The sequence below is a fragment of the Bradyrhizobium acaciae genome (genome assembly GCF_020889785.1).
Taxonomy (GTDB): Bacteria; Pseudomonadota; Alphaproteobacteria; order Rhizobiales; family Xanthobacteraceae; genus Bradyrhizobium; species Bradyrhizobium acaciae.
Map to the genome: position 1 here is coordinate 26507 of NZ_JACMYK010000051.1, position 19696 is coordinate 46202.

Genomic DNA, 19696 nt, shown 5'->3' on the forward strand with positions numbered 1-19696 from the left:
TGCCGAATACGCATTATGCTCAGCTATAACAATAGAAACTGCGAAGGTTTGCGGCAAGGCCATCAAGTTGTTGACATGTGGCGCAAGTGCCGCACTGCCGGGACGACAGGAGAGTGGATTTTGCGGGAATTGGTACGGACCAACGACATGGTGCTGGTCTCGGCCGTCGGCGCGCTGCTCGACAGCGCTAACATCCATCATTTGGTGCTGGACCAGAACATGAGCATCATCGAGGGCTCGCTCGGCGTGCTGCCGCGGCGGATCCTGGTGCATGAGGACGACAACCATGAAGCCCGCCAGCTCCTGACCGATGCCGGCCTCGGCCACGAATTGCGGGCCGATGAGTAGGGCGTTTTCAAGCGAAGTGGGCTCCGGTTCGCGTGAAGAAAACGCGTCAGAAAAGGAGTCTCCGGCCGCTGAGATCACCGAGGACGGATTCCTCGGTGGGCAATTGCGGCTGCGGCAGCCCCGCAGCGGCCACCGTGCCGGCCATGACGCGATCCTGCTGGCCGCGGCGACGCCGGCGCGATCAGGTGAGCGCGTCGTCGATCTCGGCTCCGGTGTCGGCGCGGCGGGGCTTGCGGTGGCGCGGCGGGTCAGCGGGATCGACCTCGTTCTGGTCGAGATCGATCCTGGCTTGGCCGAGCTTGCGCGGAATAACGCCGCTGCCAATGCGATCAAGGCCGAGGTGGTCATCCTCGATGTCGAGGCCGGCGCCGCCGCTTTCGATGACGCCGGCCTTGGACCCGACAGCGCCGACGTCGTGCTGATGAACCCGCCGTTCAACGATTCCACCCGGCACCGCGCCTCGCCGGACGGCATGCGGGAGCGTGCCCATGTCGCGACCGCGACCACGCTTGCCGCCTGGGTTCATGCCGCGCGGCGGATTCTCAAGTCGAACGGGCAGCTAGCGATGGTCTGGCGGGCCGACGAGATTGCCGACGTGCTGGCCGCGCTGGACCGCGGCTTCGGCAGCCTCGAGATCCTGCCGGTTCACGGCGAGGCGACGTCGCCGGCGATCCGAATCCTGGTGCGGGCCACCAAGGGCGGCCGGGCGCCGACACGGCTGCATGCCGCGCTGTTGCTCAAGGAAGAGTCAGGTGTGCCCAATAAATGGGTGCAGGAGATATTGGCTGGAAGGGGAGAATTGCCGCTGGCGCGGCGCTAACGGGCAGTGTCTGCCCGCCTCGGGACTGGCACTAAATCACTGCGAAGCCGTTTCCGACTGGCGTTCCGGCGTCGATGTGAACCGGATCGCCGTCAGGAGCGTACCGATCAGCAAGATCAGCAGATAGATCTTCATGAGTCCCTCTCCGCCGCGAATTGCATCCCCAATGACAAAATGCAAAACGCGTTCCACGGAAACCAATGACAGTGGCGTGATAAAAAGTGGTTAATTCGAGGTAACGGCATGAGTGAACAAATAAGTGATCGCCACGGAGATTCCGGAGGACGTTCGGGACTGCTCGAGCGCGTGCAGGGAATGTTGCCGGCACGTTTCCGGCGTGGCGCGGCCGTCGTGCCGGTGGTGCGGCTGTCGGGCGTGATCGGTGCGGTGACGCCGCTGCGGCCCGGCTTGACGCTCTCGGGTGTCGCCAAGATGCTGGAGCGCGCCTTTGGCACAAGGAATGCCAAGGCGGTGGCGCTGGTGATCAATTCGCCGGGCGGCTCGCCGGTGCAGTCGCGCCAGATCTATCTGCGCATCCGGCAACTGGCGGCCGAGAAGAAGCTGCCGGTGCTGGTGTTCGTCGAGGACGTCGCGGCCTCCGGCGGCTACATGATCGCCTGCGCGGGCGACGAGATTTATTGCGACCCGTCCTCGATCCTGGGTTCGATCGGCGTGGTCGGCGGCAGCTTCGGTTTCCAGGAGGCGATCAAGAAGATCGGGGTCGAGCGGCGGCTCTATACGGCGGGCAGCCACAAGGCGATGCTCGATCCGTTCCTGCCCGAAAACCCCGACGATGTCGCGCGGCTGAAGACGATCCAGCGCGAGATCCATGCGATCTTCATCAACCTGGTGAAGCAGAGCCGCGGCAGCCGCCTGAAGGGGCCTGACGACGAATTGTTCACCGGCGAATACTGGGCGGGCGAGACCGCGATCGGCCTCGGGCTCGCCGATGCCATCGGCGACCTCCGCTCGACCCTGCGGGCCCGCTATGGCGAGAAGGTGCTGACCCCGGTGATCGCGCCCGCGAGCGGCATGCTGTCCGGCCTGCTCGGCCGGCGGGCGCCGGGGGCGGGATCCATGGCGGCGCTGGATGGAATCGGCGCCCTCCCGGACCATCTGATCTCGGCGGTGGAAACCCGGGCGATTTGGGCCAGATTCGGGCTCTGAACACGGGGATTTGAGCGCGCCATTTAGCCCCAAAAGGGCGATTGCGGCGCAGGGCCGGTTGCGCGAGAATGGCTGTCATTGGGGGCCTGACAGACGTGAACGACAAGGATCGACCGATGCCGCCGCTGATTGCATTCGCAGGCGTCCTGGGTGGCCTGGCCGTGGTCCGCTGGGCATACAAGACGGCCGTCCGGATCAACCAGGAACTGGAAGAGGCGCGATTGTCTCGCGTGGCCGAGACCACGCGTGCGAGCGAAATCAAGACCCTGCGCCGCGACCCCGTGACCGGGGCCTACCGCCCGGGCTAGCGCTAGGATCTTCTCAATTTGCCGCGCAGGGATTGTGCTTCCTCTCCCGCCTGCGGGGGAGGTGAGAGAGAGCGCACGAAACCTCCCCATCGCCTTGATTCCATTGGCCGCCGCCGATACGGTCCCGCGCGCTTCAAAACCCCCTCGCGAGACCGATTCTGACGATGGACGCCCTGCCTGACCACATGCGCCCGGAACGTTCGTTCCAGGGCTTCATCCTGGCTCTCCAGCGGTTCTGGGCCGAGCAGGGTTGCGTCATCCTGCAGCCCTACGACATGGAAATGGGCGCCGGCACCTTCCATCCCGCGACCACGCTGCGTGCGCTCGGGCCCAAGCCCTGGAACGCGGCCTATGTGCAGCCGTCGCGGCGGCCGAAGGACGGCCGCTACGGCGAAAATCCCAACCGGCTCCAGCACTATTACCAGTTCCAGGTGATCATGAAGCCGTCGCCGCCGAACCTTCAGGAGCTGTACCTGAAGTCGCTGGCCGCGATCGGCATCGATTCCGCCGTCCACGACATCCGCTTCGTCGAGGACGACTGGGAGAGCCCGACGCTCGGCGCCTGGGGCCTGGGCTGGGAATGCTGGTGCGACGGCATGGAAGTCAGCCAGTTCACCTACTTCCAGCAGGTCGCCGGCGTCGAATGCGCGCCGGTTTCGGGCGAGCTCACCTACGGGCTCGAGCGGCTCGCGATGTATGTGCAGGGCGTCGACCGTGTCTACGACCTCAATTTCAACGGCCGCGAGGGCGCCGAGAAGGTCACCTATGGCGACGTCTTCCTGCAGGCCGAGCAGGAATATTCGCGGCACAATTTCGAAGTTGCCGACACCGCGATGCTGTTCGAGCAGTTCAGGATGGCGGAAGAGGCCTGCCGCAAATATCTCGCCGCCGGCTGGCGCGAGGGTGGCAACAGTAAGGAACATCTGATGGCCCTGCCGGCCTACGACCAGTGCATCAAGGCGAGCCACGTGTTCAATCTGCTCGACGCCCGCGGCGTCATCTCGGTGACCGAGCGGCAGAGCTATATCGGCCGCGTGCGCGATCTGGCGAAGGCCTGCGGCGAGGCATGGATCCACACTGAAACGGGCAGGGCGGTCTGATGCCCGATCTTCTCCTCGAACTGTTCTCCGAAGAAATTCCCGCGCGCATGCAGGCCAAGGCGGCGGACGATCTGCGTCGTATGGTGACCGACAAGCTCGTCGCCGAAGGCCTCGTCTATGAGGGCGCCAAGGCGTTCGCGACCCCGCGCCGCCTCGCGCTCACCGTGCACGGCATTCCCGCGCGGCAGCCAGACCTGAAGACCGAACGTCGCGGCCCGAAGATCGGCGCCCCGGATGCGGCGGTGCAGGGCTTTCTGAAAGCGACGGGTCTCAACTCGCTGGATGAAGCGAAGATCCAGAAGGATGCGAAGGGCGACTTCTACATCGCGCTGATCGAAAAGCCGGGCCGAGCGGCGATCGACGTCATCGCCGAAATCCTGCCGGTCATCATCCGCACCTTCCCCTGGCCGAAATCGATGCGCTGGGGCGCGCGCTCGGCCAAGTCGGGCTCGCTCACCTGGGTCCGGCCGCTGCATTCGATCGTTGCGACCTTTGGTCTCGAGACCGAGGAGCCCGATGTCGTGAAATTCTCGGTCGACGGCATCGAGGCCGGGCAGACCACCTACGGCCATCGCTTCATGGCGCCGGGTGCGATTTCGGTGCGCCGCTTCGAGGATTACGAGGCCAAGCTGAAGGCCGCGAAAGTGATCCTCGATCCGCAGGCGCGCAAGGACATCATCGTCGAGGACGCCAAGGAGCTGGCGTTCGCGCAGGGCCTCGAGCTGGTCGAGGACCAGGTGCTGGTCGACGAGGTCTCCGGCCTCGTCGAATGGCCGGTCGTGATGATGGGATCGTTCGAGAAGGAATTTTTGGTCATCCCGGATGAAGTGATCCGCGCCACCATCCGCAACAACCAGAAGTGCTTCGTGGTCAGGGATCCCAAGACGGGCAAGCTGACCAACAAGTTCGTGCTGACCGCCAACATCGAGGCGCCCGACGGCGGCAAGACCATCGTCGCTGGCAACGAGCGCGTGATCCGTCCGCGGCTGAGCGACGCGAAATTCTTCTACGAGACCGACCTCAAGACGAGGCTCGAGGACCGGCTGCCGAAGTTCGAGCAGATCGTGTTCCACGAGAAGCTCGGCACCCAGGCGGAGCGGATCAAGCGGATCGAGCGCTTGGCCGCCGAGATTGCGCCGCTGGTCGGTGCCGATGTCGAGAAGACCAAGCGCGCCGCGCGCCTCGCCAAGGCGGACTTGCTGACCGAAGTGGTCGGCGAGTTCCCGGAACTTCAGGGCCTGATGGGCAAGTACTACGCGCTGGCGCAGGGCGAAGACACCTCCGTCGCCGCCGCGAGCGAGGAGCACTGGAAGCCGCAAGGACCGACCGATCGCGTGCCGACCGATCCGGTCAGCGTCGCAGTCGCGCTGGCTGACAAGCTCGACACGCTATCGGGCTTCTGGGCTATCGACGAGAAGCCGACAGGATCGAAGGATCCGTATGCGCTGCGTCGCGCGGCGCTGGGTGCGATCAGGCTTATCGTCGAGAACACGCTGCGTCTACCGATCCTGAAGGCGGCGAAATCCGCGTTGCTCGGGTTGTCGGTCAAGGCTGATGCCGAAACACTGCCGAACGATCTGCTCGCCTTCTTCGCCGACCGCCTGAAGGTCCAGCTCCGCGAGCAGGGTGCGCGTCACGATCTCGTCGACGCCGTGTTCTCGCTCGGCGGCCAGGACGATCTGCTCCTCGTCGTCCGTCGCGTCGAGGCGCTCGGCAAATTCCTCGACAGCGACGACGGCAAGAACCTGCTCGCGGGAACCAAGCGCGCCAGCAACATCCTCAGCATCGAGGAGAAGAGAGACAAGCGCACCTTCGACGGTGCGCCCGATGCCGCGCTCTACAAGCTCGACGAAGAGAAGGCGCTGGCTGCGGCGATCGATCAGGTGAAGACCGATGCCTCCGCTGCCGTCGCCAAGGAAGACTTCGCCGCCGCGATGACCGCGATGGCCAAGCTGCGTCCCGCGGTCGATGCGTTCTTCGACAAGGTCAAGGTCAACGACGACGATCCGAAGGTGCGCGAGAACCGCCTGAAGCTGCTCAACGAGATCCGCGCCGCGACGCGTGCGGTGGCCGATTTCTCCCGGATCGAAGGCTGATCGATGGACCGCGCAACGCTCGCCGCTTACGACAAGGAAGCGGCGGCGTTCGCGCAGGACTGGCACGAACAGCCGGCCCCTCGCGATCTGCAGGAGATCGTCGGGCAATTCTTCATCAAGGGCGGTGTGACCGCCGACATCGGCTGCGGCAGCGGCCGCGAGGTCGCCTGGCTGAGCACCAACGGCTTTCCGGCCGAAGGCTTTGACGCCTCCGAGGGCCTGCTCGCGGAGGCTCGCTCTCGCTACCCGAAGCTGCGCTTTACGCGCGCCGAACTGCCTGATCTCCGCGGCATCGCCTCCGGCAGCTTCGACAATTTGCTGTGCGAGACCGTGATCATGCATCTCGACCCCACGCTGATCGCGCCGTCGGTCCGCCGCATGTTCGAGCTCGTGAAGCCGGGCGGCGTGTTCTATTTGAGCTGGCGCGTCACCGCGGGTGACGATGCACGCGATGCGCACGGCCGGCTCTATGCCGCGTTCGATGCGGCACTGGTGCGGGCCGAACTGGCGAGCGCCGAATTGCTGCTCGACGCGGAAGTCGTCAGCGCCTCGTCCGGCAAGGTCATCCACCGCATCGTGGCCCGGCAGCGCGACTGATACGTTCGGAAATATTCAGACACAATTTGCGATTTGTTAACCATGCCCTGCGAAGGTCCCGCCGGATCAACGATTTCTTAAGAAATCGCCCCTCGCGCCAATGCAGGGACCTCCCCGATGACCTCGATCGGCACCACGCCCAATCCCTACGCCCAATATGGCTCGGCCTATGCGCGGGCCGCGGCGACGCCCTCGCTGGCGGCGACCTTGTCGGGCGATGGCACGGCAGGCGATCTTTCGGCGTCCTCAACGCCGAACACGGCCACCAACCTCACGCTGTCGGACGCCGCCCGCGCGCAGCTAGCCAAGGCGCCGCTGCCGGATTTCGCGACCGTCACCAATGACGCGCGCACAACGCTCGACCGGCTCTACACAGCCGCGGGGGTGAAGAAGCCGATCGTCGACGGCAAGACCGCGATCGATCTCTCGACCCTGGACCGCCGCTCGCTGTTTGCGATCTCGACCCACAATGGCGGCAAGTTCACGCCGGACGAGCAGGCGGTTGCGGCCACCGAACTGAAGCAGCGCTTCGACAAGGCCTTGGCGCCGTCGCTTGCGACCACGCGCCTGACCGGCGACTACAGCGTCAGCTACAAGGCGGCGCTCGACTATCTCGACGGCGCCAGCGACGAGGAGAAGGCCACCGCGACCTGGGCCAACCAGCGCGCCGCGGTGCTCAACGGTGTTCAGGCGACGCAGCAGGATCCGAACGAGGCGCCGACGGGAATCGCGGGCGACCCGATTGCAGCAGCACTGGCGGGAACCACGACTCCCACGACGGGGAACACGCGTGACTTCTCTAGCGTGGCAAGCGACGTGCGCGCCTTCCTCGATCGACAGAAGAGCGACGCGGCGAAGAGCGGCAAGGAACTGGTCTACGATGTCAGGCGCAAGACCGGGCAGCTCGCCGACCTGTCCTCGCTCGACAACCGCTCGCTGTCGGCGATCTCGCTGAACCAGGACAAGAAGTTTTCAGGCGAGGAGATCTTCGCGGCCAAGCAGGCGCTCAACACGCGGACGCGCCTTGCCGTGCTCGACGCGCTGAAGCAGAGCCAGTCCGCCGGCGATCCGCGCCAGTTCTCACTCGGCATCCTCAAGCAATATTCCTCGATGAGTGCGGAGGAGCGCCAGGCGGCCAACTGGACGCAGGATTTCCAGGACGCCGCGATCAAGAGCTACAAGTCGACCTCGACGCTGCTCTCGATCCTGAAATCTTAAGTTCGAGCGACATTCCGATTGATCGACAGAAAAGCCCCGCCCGGTGGGGAGGCCGGGCGGGGCTTTCTGGTCCGGTCGATCTTCGCGCACATCCGCTTGCACGGCGCCCGGACTGTTCGTTCAGGCTGTCGCGCTGAATTTGCTCTAGTCGACCACCTGAACGATCCGTCGCGAACGCGGCTCGACCAGAACGGTTTCGCCATTCACGACGGTGTAACGATACGGCGTCGCGCCGAACCGTTGCGGCACGTCGTATGTGGTCACGCCGGCGTCCGGCAGGATGGTGCCGACCACGACGCGATCCGGAACGGTGTAGTTCGGAACGCGCTCGCGCACGATGTATTCGCGGAATGCCGGGCGCTGCTCGACTGCAATGCCTTCGTCATCCTCGACTGCAACCGGCGGGCCACCGCGGACAACGCCAACGGTCTGGGCCTGTGCGGCAACAGCCGGCACCGTGATCGCAGCAGCAACCGCTGCAACGGCAAGTATTCTGTTTCGCATGGCTCGCTCCATTCTTTTCACGCGCGCGCCGGCCTTCGCCGATGCGCACGGCGAGCCAATGCATCGGCTGCGGCGATGTTCCGAAAAACCACCGCCACATACGCGGCAATTTGGAGCAATTTTCGTGAGTTGCGGGAACTCTCAGGCCGTGCAGACGTCTTGATGTGGGAACCCCCGCAGCGGATAAACTGCCGCTCGATTCGCTCCTCCAAAAACTGCCGGAGAAAACTTCAATGACCATCACCGCTGGGCATCTGCCTGCCATCGTGGCGCTGGCTGCAGGCGTCCTGATCCTGATCATGCCGCGGCTCCTCAACTACATCGTCGCGATCTACCTGATCTTCGTCGGGCTCGTGGGAATGGGCCTGCTGCGCTGGCTGCACCTGTAGCGGGAAAGCGGGGTTTCGCGGCTTGCGCGGAACCCCCCAAAATGGTGTAAGGCGCGCATCTTCGACCCCTCCTTCCGGATTGTTGTCTGACATGGCCAAAGCCGTCGCGAAGTCCAAGAAAACTGCAGCGAAATCAAAGTCCTCCGCAGCGGCCCGCAAGGCGGTACCGCAGGCCCGCAAGGCGCTGAAGAAGAGCGCCCCGAAGCCGGCGCCGAAACAAGCCGCCAAATCGACTGCCAAACCGGCCACAAAGCCCGCCAGCAAGGCGCCGGTGAAGGCCGTTGCGAAGAAGGCGGCCCCGGTCGCGATCAAGGCCGGCAAGTGGGTCTATACGTTCGGCGACGGCAAGGCCGAGGGCCAGGCGACCCTGCGCGATCTGCTCGGCGGCAAGGGCGCCAACCTTGCGGAAATGGCCAATCTCGGCCTGCCGGTGCCTCCCGGTTTCACGATCCCGACCTCGGTCTGCACCTACTTCTACGAACACGACAAGACGTATCCGAAGGAACTGAAAGCCCAGGTTGAGAAGGCGCTCGACTATGTCGGCAAGCTGACCGGCAAGACTTTCGGCGACGCCAAGAACCCGCTGCTGGTCTCGGTGCGCTCCGGCGCGCGCGCCTCGATGCCTGGCATGATGGACACCGTGCTCAATCTCGGCCTCAACGACCGCACGGTCGAAGCGCTCGCCGAACTATCCGGCGACCGCCGCTTCGCCTATGACAGCTATCGCCGCTTCATCACGATGTATTCCGACGTGGTGCTCGGCTTCGAGCATCATCACTTCGAGGACATCCTCGACACCTTCAAGGACGGCCAGGGCTACTCGCTCGACACCGATCTCACCGGCGACGACTGGGTCGAACTGGTCGGCAAGTACAAGGAAGCGGTCGCCAAGGAGACCGGTCACGACTTCCCGCAGGATCCGCATGACCAGCTGTGGGGCGCGATCGGCGCGGTGTTCTCATCCTGGATGAATACGCGCGCGGTGACCTACCGCAAGCTGCACGACATTCCGGAATCCTGGGGCACCGCCGTCAACGTGCAGGCGATGGTGTTCGGCAACATGGGCGAGACGTCGGCGACCGGCGTTGCCTTCACCCGTAATCCCTCGACCGGCGAGAGCAAGCTTTACGGCGAGTTCCTGATCAACGCGCAGGGCGAGGACGTCGTCGCCGGCATCCGCACGCCGCAGGACATCACCGAAGAGGCGCGCCAGGAGAGCGGCTCCGACAAGCTGTCGATGGAAGCCGCGATGCCGGCCGCGTTCAAGGAGCTGACGCGGATCTACACGCTGCTCGAGAAGCACTACCGCGACATGCAGGACATGGAGTTCACGGTCGAGCAGGGCAAGCTCTGGATGCTGCAGACCCGCGGCGGCAAGCGCACCGCGAAGGCGGCGCTGCGCATCGCGGTCGAACTCGCCAATGAAGGCCTGATCTCGCGCAAGGACGCGGTGACGCGGATCGATCCGGCTTCGCTGGATCAGCTGCTGCACCCGACCATCGATCCCGCGGCCAAGCGCGACGTGATCGCGACCGGCCTGCCGGCGTCGCCCGGTGCCGCCTCCGGCGAGATCGTGTTCTCGTCGGACGAAGCGGCCAAGCTCCAGGCCGACGGCCGCAAGGTCATCCTGGTCCGCATCGAGACCAGCCCGGAAGACATCCACGGCATGCACGCCGCCCAGGGCATCCTGACCACCCGCGGCGGCATGACCTCGCACGCGGCGGTGGTCGCGCGCGGCATGGGCAAGCCCTGCGTCTCCGGCTGCGGCACCATTCGTGTCGACTACGGCCGCGGCACCATGAGCATCGGCTCGCGCACCTTCAAGACCGGCGACGTCATCACCATCGACGGCTCGGTCGGCCAGGTGCTCGGCGGTCGCATGCCGATGATCGAGCCGGAGCTGTCCGGCGAGTTCGGCACGCTGATGGGCTGGGCCGACGAGGTCCGCAAGCTCGGCGTCCGCGTCAATGGCGATACGCCCGATGATGCGCGCACCGCGGTGAAGTTCGGCGCCGAAGGCATCGGTCTCTGCCGCACCGAGCACATGTTCTTCGAGGAGACCCGGATCCGCACCGTGCGCGAGATGATCCTCTCCGAGGACGAGCAGTCGCGCCGTGCTGCGCTGTCGAAGCTGCTGCCGATGCAGCGCGCCGACTTCGTCGAGCTGTTCGAGATCATGAAGGGCCTGCCCGTCACGATCCGCCTGCTCGATCCGCCGCTGCACGAGTTCCTGCCGCACACTCAGGCCGAGATCGAGGAAGTGGCGCGCGCCATGAACACCGACCCGCGCAAGCTAGCCGATCGCGCCCGTGAACTGTCCGAGTTCAACCCGATGCTCGGCTTCCGCGGCTGCCGTCTCGCGATCGCCTATCCGGAGATCGCCGAGATGCAGGCGCGCGCGATCTTCGAGGCCGCCGTCGAAGCGGGCAAGCGCACCGGCAAGGCGGTCGGTCTCGAGGTGATGGTGCCGCTGATCGCGACCAAGGCCGAGTTCGATCTGGTCAAGGCGCGGATCGATGCGACCGCAGGCGCGGTGATGAAGGAAACCGGCGCCAAGCTGACCTACCAGGTCGGCACCATGATCGAGCTGCCGCGCGCCTGCCTGATGGCCGGCGAGGTGGCGGAGACTGCGGAGTTCTTCTCGTTCGGCACCAACGACCTGACGCAGACCACCTACGGCATCAGCCGCGACGACGCCGCAAGCTTCCTCGGCACCTATGTCGCCAAGGGCATCCTCGAGATCGATCCGTTCATCTCGGTCGATCGCGACGGCGTCGGTGAGCTCGTGAGGATCGGCGTCACCCGCGGCCGCAAGACGCGGCCGAGCCTCAAGGTCGGCATCTGCGGCGAGCACGGCGGCGATCCCGCATCGGTCGCGTTCTGCCATGAGGTCGGGCTCGACTACGTCTCGTGCTCGCCCTATCGCGTGCCGATCGCGCGCCTTGCCGCAGCGCAGGCCGCGCTCGGCAAGGAGATCGCCAACCAGGCGTAAGCGATCACGCAGTTCAGAGAGTGCAATGGCCGGGACCAAGTCCCGGCCATTCTTGTTTTGTCGAGGCAGTCAGCAAATAGCGTCATTGCGAGCGAAGCGAAGCGAAGCAATCCATCGTGCCGATTGCGGTACATGGATTGCGTCGTCGCTTCGCTCCTCGCAATGACGGCTATGTTGGCCGTCCACGCGTCTTCAACACTTTGTTCACCATCTTTGTTGACGTGTCGTTTACGACTTTCATGCGCCGCACATTTACCAACGCGAGTGATACGACACGCGGTACGCACGCGACCGCTTGAGTGTAGCGCGCGTGCAACGCTGATTAACTCCGCGGCAACCTAAACAAGTTAGCAACGAGAAAGGTCGAATTGCGCGGATGTACCGCGTTCGATTGCACTCAGTAAGCGTTGCGTGAGCGTACGATGTTTGTGTCGCGTAACCAGCCGAAGGGCGCACGTCTCGCGCTCTTCGGTCTCGGTCTTGGCATCTTCGCTTTGATGCCGACCGAGCTCGGATATCAGGATATTGCCTCGCTCCTGGCCCGGCAGCCCGGCGTCGCCGAGCGCTGGCAGAAGCGCGTCTTCGCCTCCGCGGTCGGCTCGATCCAGGTTGCGACCTACAGCTTCGGCCGTCCGATCGGAACCTCCGCGCCGCAAGATCCGCAAATCCTGCTCGCACGGCTCGACAATTCGAGCACCGACATCACCGGCGCCGTGACGCGCAATCCGATCGCCGTGCCACCGCCGCGCTATGCGGCATCGGATTTCCCCAAGGTCGATCGCACCCTGAAGGGCGATCGTCTCGTCGTCAGGCGGCCGGGCCAGGTTGACCCGGCAGAGCCCGCAAGCACGGCTCCGGCGAACGAGGATCCCGCGACATCGAATTCGTCGGTCAAGGGCATGAAGACCGCGACTGCGCCGGCCGACAACGCGCCGCTCGATCCCGAATTGCAGGAAGCGCTGCGCGCGCCGCCCTTGCCGCAATATGCGAAGCCGACGGCGCAGCAATACGACGTGTCGATGTCGCTCGAGGCCAACCCGCTCGACGATCTGAAGCCCGCGCCGGCGAAGCCCGCTGCTTCCGCGCCGGCGGAAGCCGCACGCGAGCGCGACCCGTTTGCGTTCAAGACGGCGAGCCTGTTCTTCGGCTCGTCGCTCGGCGCGCCCGAGAATCTGGAGCGCTGGCAGCCCGGCGAGGCGCCGGTCGTCGTGACGCCGGCCGCTCAGCCCGATCCCGACATGAAAGTCATGACGTCATTGCCGGTCGATGCCGACGGCCCGGTCAAGGCCGGGGAGATGGGCGAGAGCATCGCGCCGAAGGGTGAGGTCAACGCCGACGACCAGCACACCAAGACGCCGGCGGAACGGCTCGGCCTGTTCGACGACAAGTCGCGCGCCAAGTCGGAGAAGTGCCTCGCGGAGGCGGTTTATTTCGAAGCGCGCGGCGAAGCAGTGCGCGGCCAGATCGCGGTCGCCCAGGTGGTGCTGAACCGCGCCTTCTCCGGCAAATATCCCGAGACGGTGTGCGGCGTGGTCTACCAGAACAAGAACCGCCACTACGCCTGTCAGTTCACCTTCGCCTGCGACAACATCCCTGACGTCGTGCGCGAGCCCGACATGTGGGACCGCGCCAGGAAGATCTCGAAGGCAATCCTCGACGGCAAATTGTGGCTGCCGGAAGTCGACCGCTCGACGCACTACCATGCCTATTGGGTGCGGCCGTCCTGGGTCAGCGAGATGAAGAAGACCTACAAGTTCGGCGTCCACACCTTCTATCGCCCGCGCGCCTGGGGCGACGGCAGCGACGCGCCGAGCTGGGGCAACCCGGCCGAGACCGCCAAGATCTCGGCCCAGCTCGCCGAGGCCGCCCAGAGCTCGGCTGAGCAGGCCAGTGCCAAGCGGTAGTGTTTGCACGTCATTCCGGGATGGCCCGCGGGCCCAGACCTCAGATGCGCGATCGCGCATCTGCGGTTCGCGTGAACTCGGGTTTCACTCGAGTTCGGCAGACATAATGGCCAAGTCGGCAACAGCCGACTTCGCTGGTGCCCCGGAACGACAGTCGCATAATCTGCAGGGCAGCCCTGCAAGCGAATATTTTTCCCCTGTTTTTGTCCTGCCCCTCTTGGGATTTTCATGCAACTGCATTAACTCCCCGTAACGTTTCGCGGGGCGGTTCCCCCGCCAGTCGCGGGGGAAGACAGCATGGCCGTTACCACCGGGGATCTTCGACCGAAGTCGGGCAACTGGCGTACGCCGCTCGTGATCATCGTCTGCGGCTGCGCGATCGCGCTGCTGAGTTTCGGCCCGCGTTCCAGCCTCGGCTTCTTCGTGCAGCCGATGGGTCGCGAATTTGCCTGGGGCCGCGACGTGTTTGGTCTTGCCATCGCGCTGCAAAACCTGTTGTGGGGTCTCGGCCAGCCGATCGCAGGCGCCATTGCCGACCGCTTCGGCTTGCTGCGCGTGATGATCGTCGGCGCGTTGCTGTACGCCGCCGGCCTGCTGCTGATGCGATACTCCACCACCTCATTGTCGCTCGACATCAGCGCCGGCGTGCTGATCGGCTTCGGCCTGTCGGGCTCGTCGTTCAATCTCGTGCTGGCGGCCTTCAGCAAGCTGCTGCCGCCCGAGAAGCGCGGCATCGCGCTTGGCGCCGGCACCGCCGCCGGCTCGTTCGGCCAGTTCCTGTTTGCGCCGTTCGGCGTCGCCCTGATCGACAATTTCGGCTGGCAGACCGCGCTCGTCGTGTTCAGCGCGCTGATGCTGTTGATCCTGCCGCTCTCGCTCGCGCTGGCAACGCCGCCGACGGAGACCAAGGATGCCGCGCCGGCCGATCAGCAATCGTTCAAGACCGCGCTGGCGGAGGCCTTCGGTCACCGCTCCTACGTCCTGCTGGTGCTCGGCTTCTTCACCTGCGGCTTCCAGCTCGCCTTCATCACCATCCATCTGCCGGCCTATCTGGCCGACCGCGGCATTCCGGCGACCACCGGCGGTTGGGTGGTTGCAGCGATCGGCCTGTTCAACATCGTGGGCTCGCTCAGCGTCGGCTGGCTGCAGAACTATTTTCCGAAGCGCTATCTGCTTTCGGTGATCTACTTCTCGCGCGCGCTGGCGACGGTTGCCTTCATCACGTTCCCGGTCACGCCGTTCTCGGCGATTGCGTTCGGCGCGGTCTCGGGGCTGCTGTGGCTGTCGAGCGTCCCGCCGACCTCGGCGCTGGTCGCGCTGATGTTCGGCACCCGCTGGTTCTCGACCCTCTATGGCTTCGCCTTTGTCAGCCATCAGGTCGGTGGCTTCCTCGGCGTCTGGCTCGGCGGCATCGTGTTCGAGCAATACGGTTCCTACACCCCGATCTGGTGGCTGTCGGTGCTGTTCGGCTTGCTGTCGGCGCTGATCAACCTGCCGATCGTCGAAGCGCCGGTCGCGCGCCCGGTTGCGCAGCCTGCCTGATGAGATAAAAACTCCCCGAAACCAAGATTACGGGGAGTGCACATCGTGGCAACGTTCAAGGCAATCAGGATCGACAAGGCGGACAAGGGTACCACCGCCGCGCTCACCCAGTTCGACGAAGCCGAGCTGATGGACGGCGACGTCACCGTCCGCGTCGAGTGGTCGACGCTGAACTACAAGGACGGTCTCGCATTGACCGGCAAGGCGCCGGTGGTGCGCCGCTTCCCGATGATCGCCGGCATCGATTTCGCCGGCACGGTCGAGCAGTCCAGCCATCCGGACTGGAAGGCGGGCGACAAGGTCGTCTGCAACGGCTGGGGCATGGGTGAGACCCATCTCGGCGCCTATGCGGAGAAGGCCCGCGTCAAGGGCGACTGGCTGGTGCGGCTGCCTGACGGCATCTCGGCCCGCGACGCGATGGCGGTCGGCACCGCCGGCTACACCGCGATGCTCTCGGTGCTGGCGCTGGAGAAGCATGGTCTCACCGCGAAGAGCGGCCCGGTGGTGGTCACGGGCGCCGCCGGCGGCGTCGGCTCGGTTGCGATCGCCGTGCTGTCGAAGCTCGGCTACCACGTCATCGCGTCGACCGGGCGGACGTCGGAGACCGATTATCTCAAGGGGCTCGGCGCCAGCGAGGTGATCGACCGCGCCGAGCTGTCGGGTGCCCCGAAGGCGCTTGCGAAGGAGCGCTGGGCCGGCGGCGTCGACAGCGTCGGATCGACCGCGCTCGCCAATCTGCTTTCGATGACCAAATACGGCGGCGCGATCGCGGCCTGCGGTCTGGCAGCCGGCATGGACCTGCCCTCGTCGGTCGCGCCCTTCATTTTGCGGGGTGTGTGCCTTCTCGGTATCGATTCAGTGATGTGCCCGATCGAGCTCAGGCGGACCGCCTGGGCCCGCCTCGCCAGCGATCTGGACAAGGCGAAACTGGCTGATATCACTCACGAAATCGCCTTGGACGAGGTCATGCCCTATGGCGCGAAAATCCTTGGCGGCGAGGTCCGCGGCCGCATCGTGGTAAAAATAGTCTGAGGACGTTCAGACTTTACCAACCAAGCTGCTCCAATGTTGCCACGGTTGGTATGGTAAGCAGCGGGTAAAGAGGCTTGCAGCGTGATCCCGGGGGGCCGGGTTTCCTCGCGCAGACGTCGAGAAACGTCGGTGCGGGGATCATGCTCAACAAGGAGCGGGTGCCCGCGCTCGTAAGTGGAGTAGCTCATGCTTGCGCGTTTGGTGTTGGGGGCCGTCACGGCCGGAGCAATGGTCGTGCCGGCATTCGCAGGCATGATGAACGCCGATGAGGCCCGCAAGTTCGTTGCCGGCAAGGTGTTCGCTTTCACCTGTTTCGATGGCACCCGCGGTGCCGGCCGCATCCTCGACGACATGGGCGCCGCGGGCTCGATCCAGTTCTCCGGCTCCGGCCCGATCCGCCATGTGCGCCTGCCGGGCAATACGCTGCAAATCCGTGGCCAGAGCGTTTGCGCTTCGCTGAAAGGCATTCCGTTCGAGCCGTGCTTCAACCTCGACAAGCAGGACGAGCGCTCGTTCCGCGGCTCGGTCTCCGGCATGGGCTTCGCCTATTGCGAGTTTCGCCACCAGGGCGGCCAGCAGATGCTGATGGCGCGCGCAGTGGCGCGTCCGCGCTCGCTGCACCCGCGCACCCGTTCCGCGGATGCCTCGCAGACCGAAGTCTCGCGCGTTGAGACGCCGCAGGTCGGAAGCGCGAAGCTCGAGCCGGTCAAGGCCGAGCCCGCCAAGGTCGAGAGCGCCCCGGAATTGCGCCGCTCCACCGACTAGAGCCAATCCGTTCCGATTGAATCGGAACGGGCTCTAGATTCATGTTTTGACGCGTTTCTTCACGCGAACCGGTATCCGCTTCGCTCGAAAACGCTCTAACGTCTCATCTGCGTGCTAGCGGGAATAGCTGCCGAGCCGTAGTCATACGGATGGCGGTCGCCACACGTTGATAGCTACTCAATAGCCTATCGTTCGCCGAGAGGCGGGATGGTGGGGACACCGATTTGAGTAGTCATATGGCGCAATATTTTTTTCGTATCAGTGATGGCGATTACGCTGGTGCGTCCGACCACGCGACGGAGTTTGAGAGCCGTGACGTGGCGTGGGCCGAGATGACCAAGGTCTGCGGTAATTTCCTTGGCAGCATTTCGCGCAACATGAAGCAGGACAGCGAATGGCACATGGAGCTGCTCGACGAGGGCAGGAAGCCGGTGTTCAGGATTCGCCTGGTCGCTGAATCGGTCGACTGAGGCTCTCGCTTGCAGGACAACAACACGCGCTAAGCCTCAGCCTGTGGCGCGGTCGGAGTAGCGCGCCTGCGGAACAGGATCCGCTGATACAGCCAACCGATCGCGACCAGCACGATGCCGAGGCACATGAACGACAGCGCCCGGTAAACACCGGTCAGTGTCGACATGTCGACCAGGAACGCCTTCAGGATCGTCAGGCCGATCACCGCAGCGGATGCAAGCCGCGCCCGCTGCGAGTTGACGACGATGCCGACGCCGAGCAGCGCGACGCCGAACATCAGCCAGGCGATCGAATAGGTGTATTGCTCCGCGCCCGTGGTCTCGCCGCGCGTCAGCACCGGTCCGTGATAGAGCCTGCGGATTTCGAACGTGACATAAGCGAGCGCGAGCACCAACGCGCCGGCTGCGATCGTGTTGGCATATGCCGCCGGACGATGGCCCGCTACCGCGTAGGACAATAGCAGCGCCAGCACGGTCGGCAGTGCATAGCCGAGCAGCAGCAGGTTGAAGAAGCTGCCGCCGACGTCCTGCCACCACAGCATCGGATTCTCCAGTCCGAGCAGCCCGAACAGGCTGGCAAGCCCGGCGAACGCGGTGAGCAGGACCGCGCCGACATTGTGCACGATGCTGCCGCTGCGCAGCAGCAGCCGCTCCAGTCCGATCGCCATCGCGAGCGTCACGCCCACCTGCAGCGCGACCTCGGTCAATCCTGCACTATCGTAATAGACGTTGCCGCCATTGACTGCATGGCGGATCTCCATGAAGGCGAGCAGCACCGTGAACAGGATCGCGGCGGATTCGACCATGCGCAGCGGCACGTCGTCGCCGTTGCGGCGCAGGAAATGCCCTCCCACCCAGAATGACAGCGCCGGAACGCCATAGCCCCACAGCAGCCAATTGAAGATCGGCGTGGTGCCGACGGCATCGCCCGCGATCCGCGGCTCGTAGCCGATGCGCAGCACCACGATGCCGGCCAGGATCGCAGCGAGCCAGCGCAGGAACGGGATCGGCCGCTGCACCGACAGCCACGCCGTGCCCATCGACACCAGCGCCAGCGCGATGGTGAGCCAGCCCTTGTCGAGCGCGAAGGTCAGCGCCAGCGCCAGCGAGGCGAGGGCGCCGGTGGCCGACAGCGCGATCGAGGGCGACAGCGCCGGCCGCTCGCCGCGGCGGGTCAGCGCTTCGGTCGCGGCGGCGTAGGCTGCGGCGAGCAGCACGGCGAGGACCGCGAACGGGATCGAACGATCGAGATGCGCGATGCGCGCATAGAGCGCGACCAGCAGCGCGATCGGCGTGAACACGGCGGCCGCAGCCCAGGTCACCGTGATCTTCGTCGTGGCAAAACGGAATTGTGCGAGGAAACCTGCGATGCCGAAGGCGGCCGCGAACAGTGCCGCGGTGACGAGATGCAACGAGACCGAGCCATCGGTCGCGGACGGGCCGATGCCCGGGATCGCGCCGCCCGGCAGCACCAGCATGTCGACGTTGCGGCGGACGGCCCATTCGCCGAACACGATGAAGACGAAGATCGACGCCGCGCCGATCGCACCGACAGCGGCCGGCGCGCGCCAGGCGACGACAAGGCTGGCGGCGGTCAGCAGCGCAAAGCCGATCATCGCGGTGTCGGCATGAGCGCTGTTGAGCACGATCAGCATCGCGCCGAACAGATAGGCCGCGACAGAGCCGGAGGAGATCGGCTCGATCTCTTCGCCATCACCGTCGGGGCCGAACATGAAGCCGCAGACCACGAGCAGCGCCGCCAGCACGAAGCCTGCGATGACGTGGAAGACATGCGGCGCGATCATCTCCGGGCCGCATTGCAGGCAGGGGAAGGTCCATAGCAGCGCGAAGACGATGGTCGTGACTGCAAGCCAGCGCCACAGCCGGATGCGCGCGAGGCCGAACGATGCCGCCGTGACGATCGCAAGATAGACATAGAGCGACCAGAAGTCGGGCTTGTCCGAGGAAACCAGGATCGGCGTGACGAAGGCGCCGACGATGCCGAGCCCGGCCAGCGCAGGCCCGTGCAGCAGCGCCGCCGCAAGCGTGCCGAGCGCGACCATGCCGAGCAGAATGAAGGCGGTTGCCGGCGCGAGGAAGTCGTACAGCGCGTAGGCGGCGTAGACGGTTGCGAACGCGACTGCGGTGCCGGCCGCGGTGAGGATCGCCGGAATGTTGGCGATCGGCAGCGCTTCGATGCTGGAGATGCTCTCCTGGCGCCGCGTCCATTCACCGGCGCCGAGCAGCGCCAGCGCGAACAATCCGCCGAGCATCGTGCGCACGCCGGGGCCGAGCAGCCCGGCCTCGATCGAATAGCGCACCATGAAGAAGCCGCCGAGCGCGAGCGTCAGGCCGCCGATCCACACCACCCAGCGGGTGCCGAGCGTTTCCTCGAAACCGGGGGCCGGCTGCGGCGGGGCCGGCGGCTCCGGCAGCGGTGGCGG

The 19696-nt window shown here is 65.3% G+C and carries 17 protein-coding genes; 15 read left to right on the plus strand and 2 right to left on the minus strand.

The window, feature by feature from the left end:
* Nucleotides 1–120 precede the first annotated feature (120 nt).
* The 8 genes from H8A92_RS20245 (at nt 121) to H8A92_RS20280 (ending at nt 7654) form a co-directional block, all read left to right on the plus strand.
* A complete protein-coding gene (locus tag H8A92_RS20245) occupies nt 121–348 on the plus strand; it encodes a putative signal transducing protein (protein ID WP_163160479.1) in 228 nt (75 codons plus the stop codon).
* On the plus strand, nt 341–1168 hold the full coding sequence (locus H8A92_RS20250) for a tRNA1(Val) (adenine(37)-N6)-methyltransferase (RefSeq protein ID WP_229197396.1): 828 nt from the start codon (nt 341–343) through the stop codon (nt 1166–1168). The genes H8A92_RS20245 and H8A92_RS20250 overlap by 8 nt, the downstream gene beginning before the upstream one ends.
* A 243-nt stretch (nt 1169–1411) precedes the next feature.
* Nucleotides 1412–2335 carry a S49 family peptidase gene (locus tag H8A92_RS20255; protein ID WP_229197397.1) on the plus strand — a complete coding sequence of 308 codons (924 nt, stop codon included), beginning with the start codon at nt 1412–1414 and terminating at the stop codon, nt 2333–2335.
* Between the two features lie 116 nt (nt 2336–2451).
* Nucleotides 2452–2643, plus strand: a complete 192-nt coding sequence (locus tag H8A92_RS20260; protein ID WP_050403245.1) for a hypothetical protein — start codon at nt 2452–2454, stop codon at nt 2641–2643.
* A gap of 164 nt (nt 2644–2807) precedes the next feature.
* Nucleotides 2808–3743 carry a glycine--tRNA ligase subunit alpha gene (locus H8A92_RS20265; protein WP_229197398.1) on the plus strand — a complete coding sequence of 312 codons (936 nt, stop codon included), beginning with the start codon at nt 2808–2810 and terminating at the stop codon, nt 3741–3743.
* Entirely contained in the window at nt 3743–5839 is a 2097-nt protein-coding gene (gene glyS / locus H8A92_RS20270) for a glycine--tRNA ligase subunit beta (RefSeq protein ID WP_229197399.1), read from the plus strand. The genes H8A92_RS20265 and glyS overlap by 1 nt, the downstream gene beginning before the upstream one ends.
* Nucleotides 5840–5842: 3 nt before the next feature.
* Nucleotides 5843–6436, plus strand: a complete 594-nt coding sequence (locus H8A92_RS20275; protein WP_229197400.1) for a class I SAM-dependent methyltransferase — start codon at nt 5843–5845, stop codon at nt 6434–6436.
* A gap of 117 nt (nt 6437–6553) precedes the next feature.
* Nucleotides 6554–7654 carry a hypothetical protein gene (locus H8A92_RS20280; protein WP_229197401.1) on the plus strand — a complete coding sequence of 367 codons (1101 nt, stop codon included), beginning with the start codon at nt 6554–6556 and terminating at the stop codon, nt 7652–7654.
* A gap of 144 nt (nt 7655–7798) precedes the next feature.
* Here H8A92_RS20280 and H8A92_RS20285 read toward each other — a convergent pair whose 3' ends face one another.
* Nucleotides 7799–8158, minus strand: a complete 360-nt coding sequence (locus H8A92_RS20285) for a DUF1236 domain-containing protein (protein WP_163162424.1) — start codon at nt 8156–8158, stop codon at nt 7799–7801.
* Nucleotides 8159–8391: 233 nt separating this feature from the next.
* Between H8A92_RS20285 and H8A92_RS20290 the strand changes: the two genes are divergently transcribed.
* From H8A92_RS20290 to H8A92_RS20320, 7 genes are all read left to right on the plus strand, one after another.
* Nucleotides 8392–8547: a DUF3096 domain-containing protein gene (locus H8A92_RS20290; protein WP_021080009.1), complete on the plus strand. Its 156-nt coding sequence runs from the start codon at nt 8392–8394 to the stop codon at nt 8545–8547.
* A 91-nt stretch (nt 8548–8638) separates the two neighbouring features.
* Nucleotides 8639–11539 (plus strand): pyruvate, phosphate dikinase, encoded by a 2901-nt coding sequence (gene ppdK, locus H8A92_RS20295; protein WP_229197402.1) that lies wholly within the window; start codon nt 8639–8641, stop codon nt 11537–11539.
* A gap of 422 nt (nt 11540–11961) precedes the next feature.
* Nucleotides 11962–13443 (plus strand): cell wall hydrolase, encoded by a 1482-nt coding sequence (locus H8A92_RS20300; RefSeq protein WP_229197403.1) that lies wholly within the window; start codon nt 11962–11964, stop codon nt 13441–13443.
* A gap of 297 nt (nt 13444–13740) precedes the next feature.
* Nucleotides 13741–14985, plus strand: a complete 1245-nt coding sequence (locus H8A92_RS20305) for an MFS transporter (protein WP_229197404.1) — start codon at nt 13741–13743, stop codon at nt 14983–14985.
* Nucleotides 14986–15030: 45 nt separating this feature from the next.
* A complete protein-coding gene (acuI, locus tag H8A92_RS20310; RefSeq protein ID WP_229197405.1) occupies nt 15031–16017 on the plus strand; it encodes an acrylyl-CoA reductase (NADPH) in 987 nt (328 codons plus the stop codon).
* Between the two features lie 186 nt (nt 16018–16203).
* The gene (locus H8A92_RS20315) at nt 16204–16782 is read left to right on the plus strand and encodes a hypothetical protein (RefSeq protein WP_163161150.1); all 579 of its coding nucleotides are present in this window, start codon (nt 16204–16206) and stop codon (nt 16780–16782) included.
* Between the two features lie 236 nt (nt 16783–17018).
* Complete coding sequence (locus tag H8A92_RS20320; RefSeq protein WP_163161152.1) at nt 17019–17252, plus strand: DUF6894 family protein; 234 nt, start codon at nt 17019–17021, stop codon at nt 17250–17252.
* A gap of 29 nt (nt 17253–17281) precedes the next feature.
* On the opposite strand, the gene H8A92_RS20325 is transcribed toward H8A92_RS20320, so the two are convergent.
* A partial coding sequence (locus H8A92_RS20325) for a DUF2339 domain-containing protein (protein WP_229197406.1) occupies nt 17282–19696 on the minus strand: 2415 nt, incomplete at its 5' end.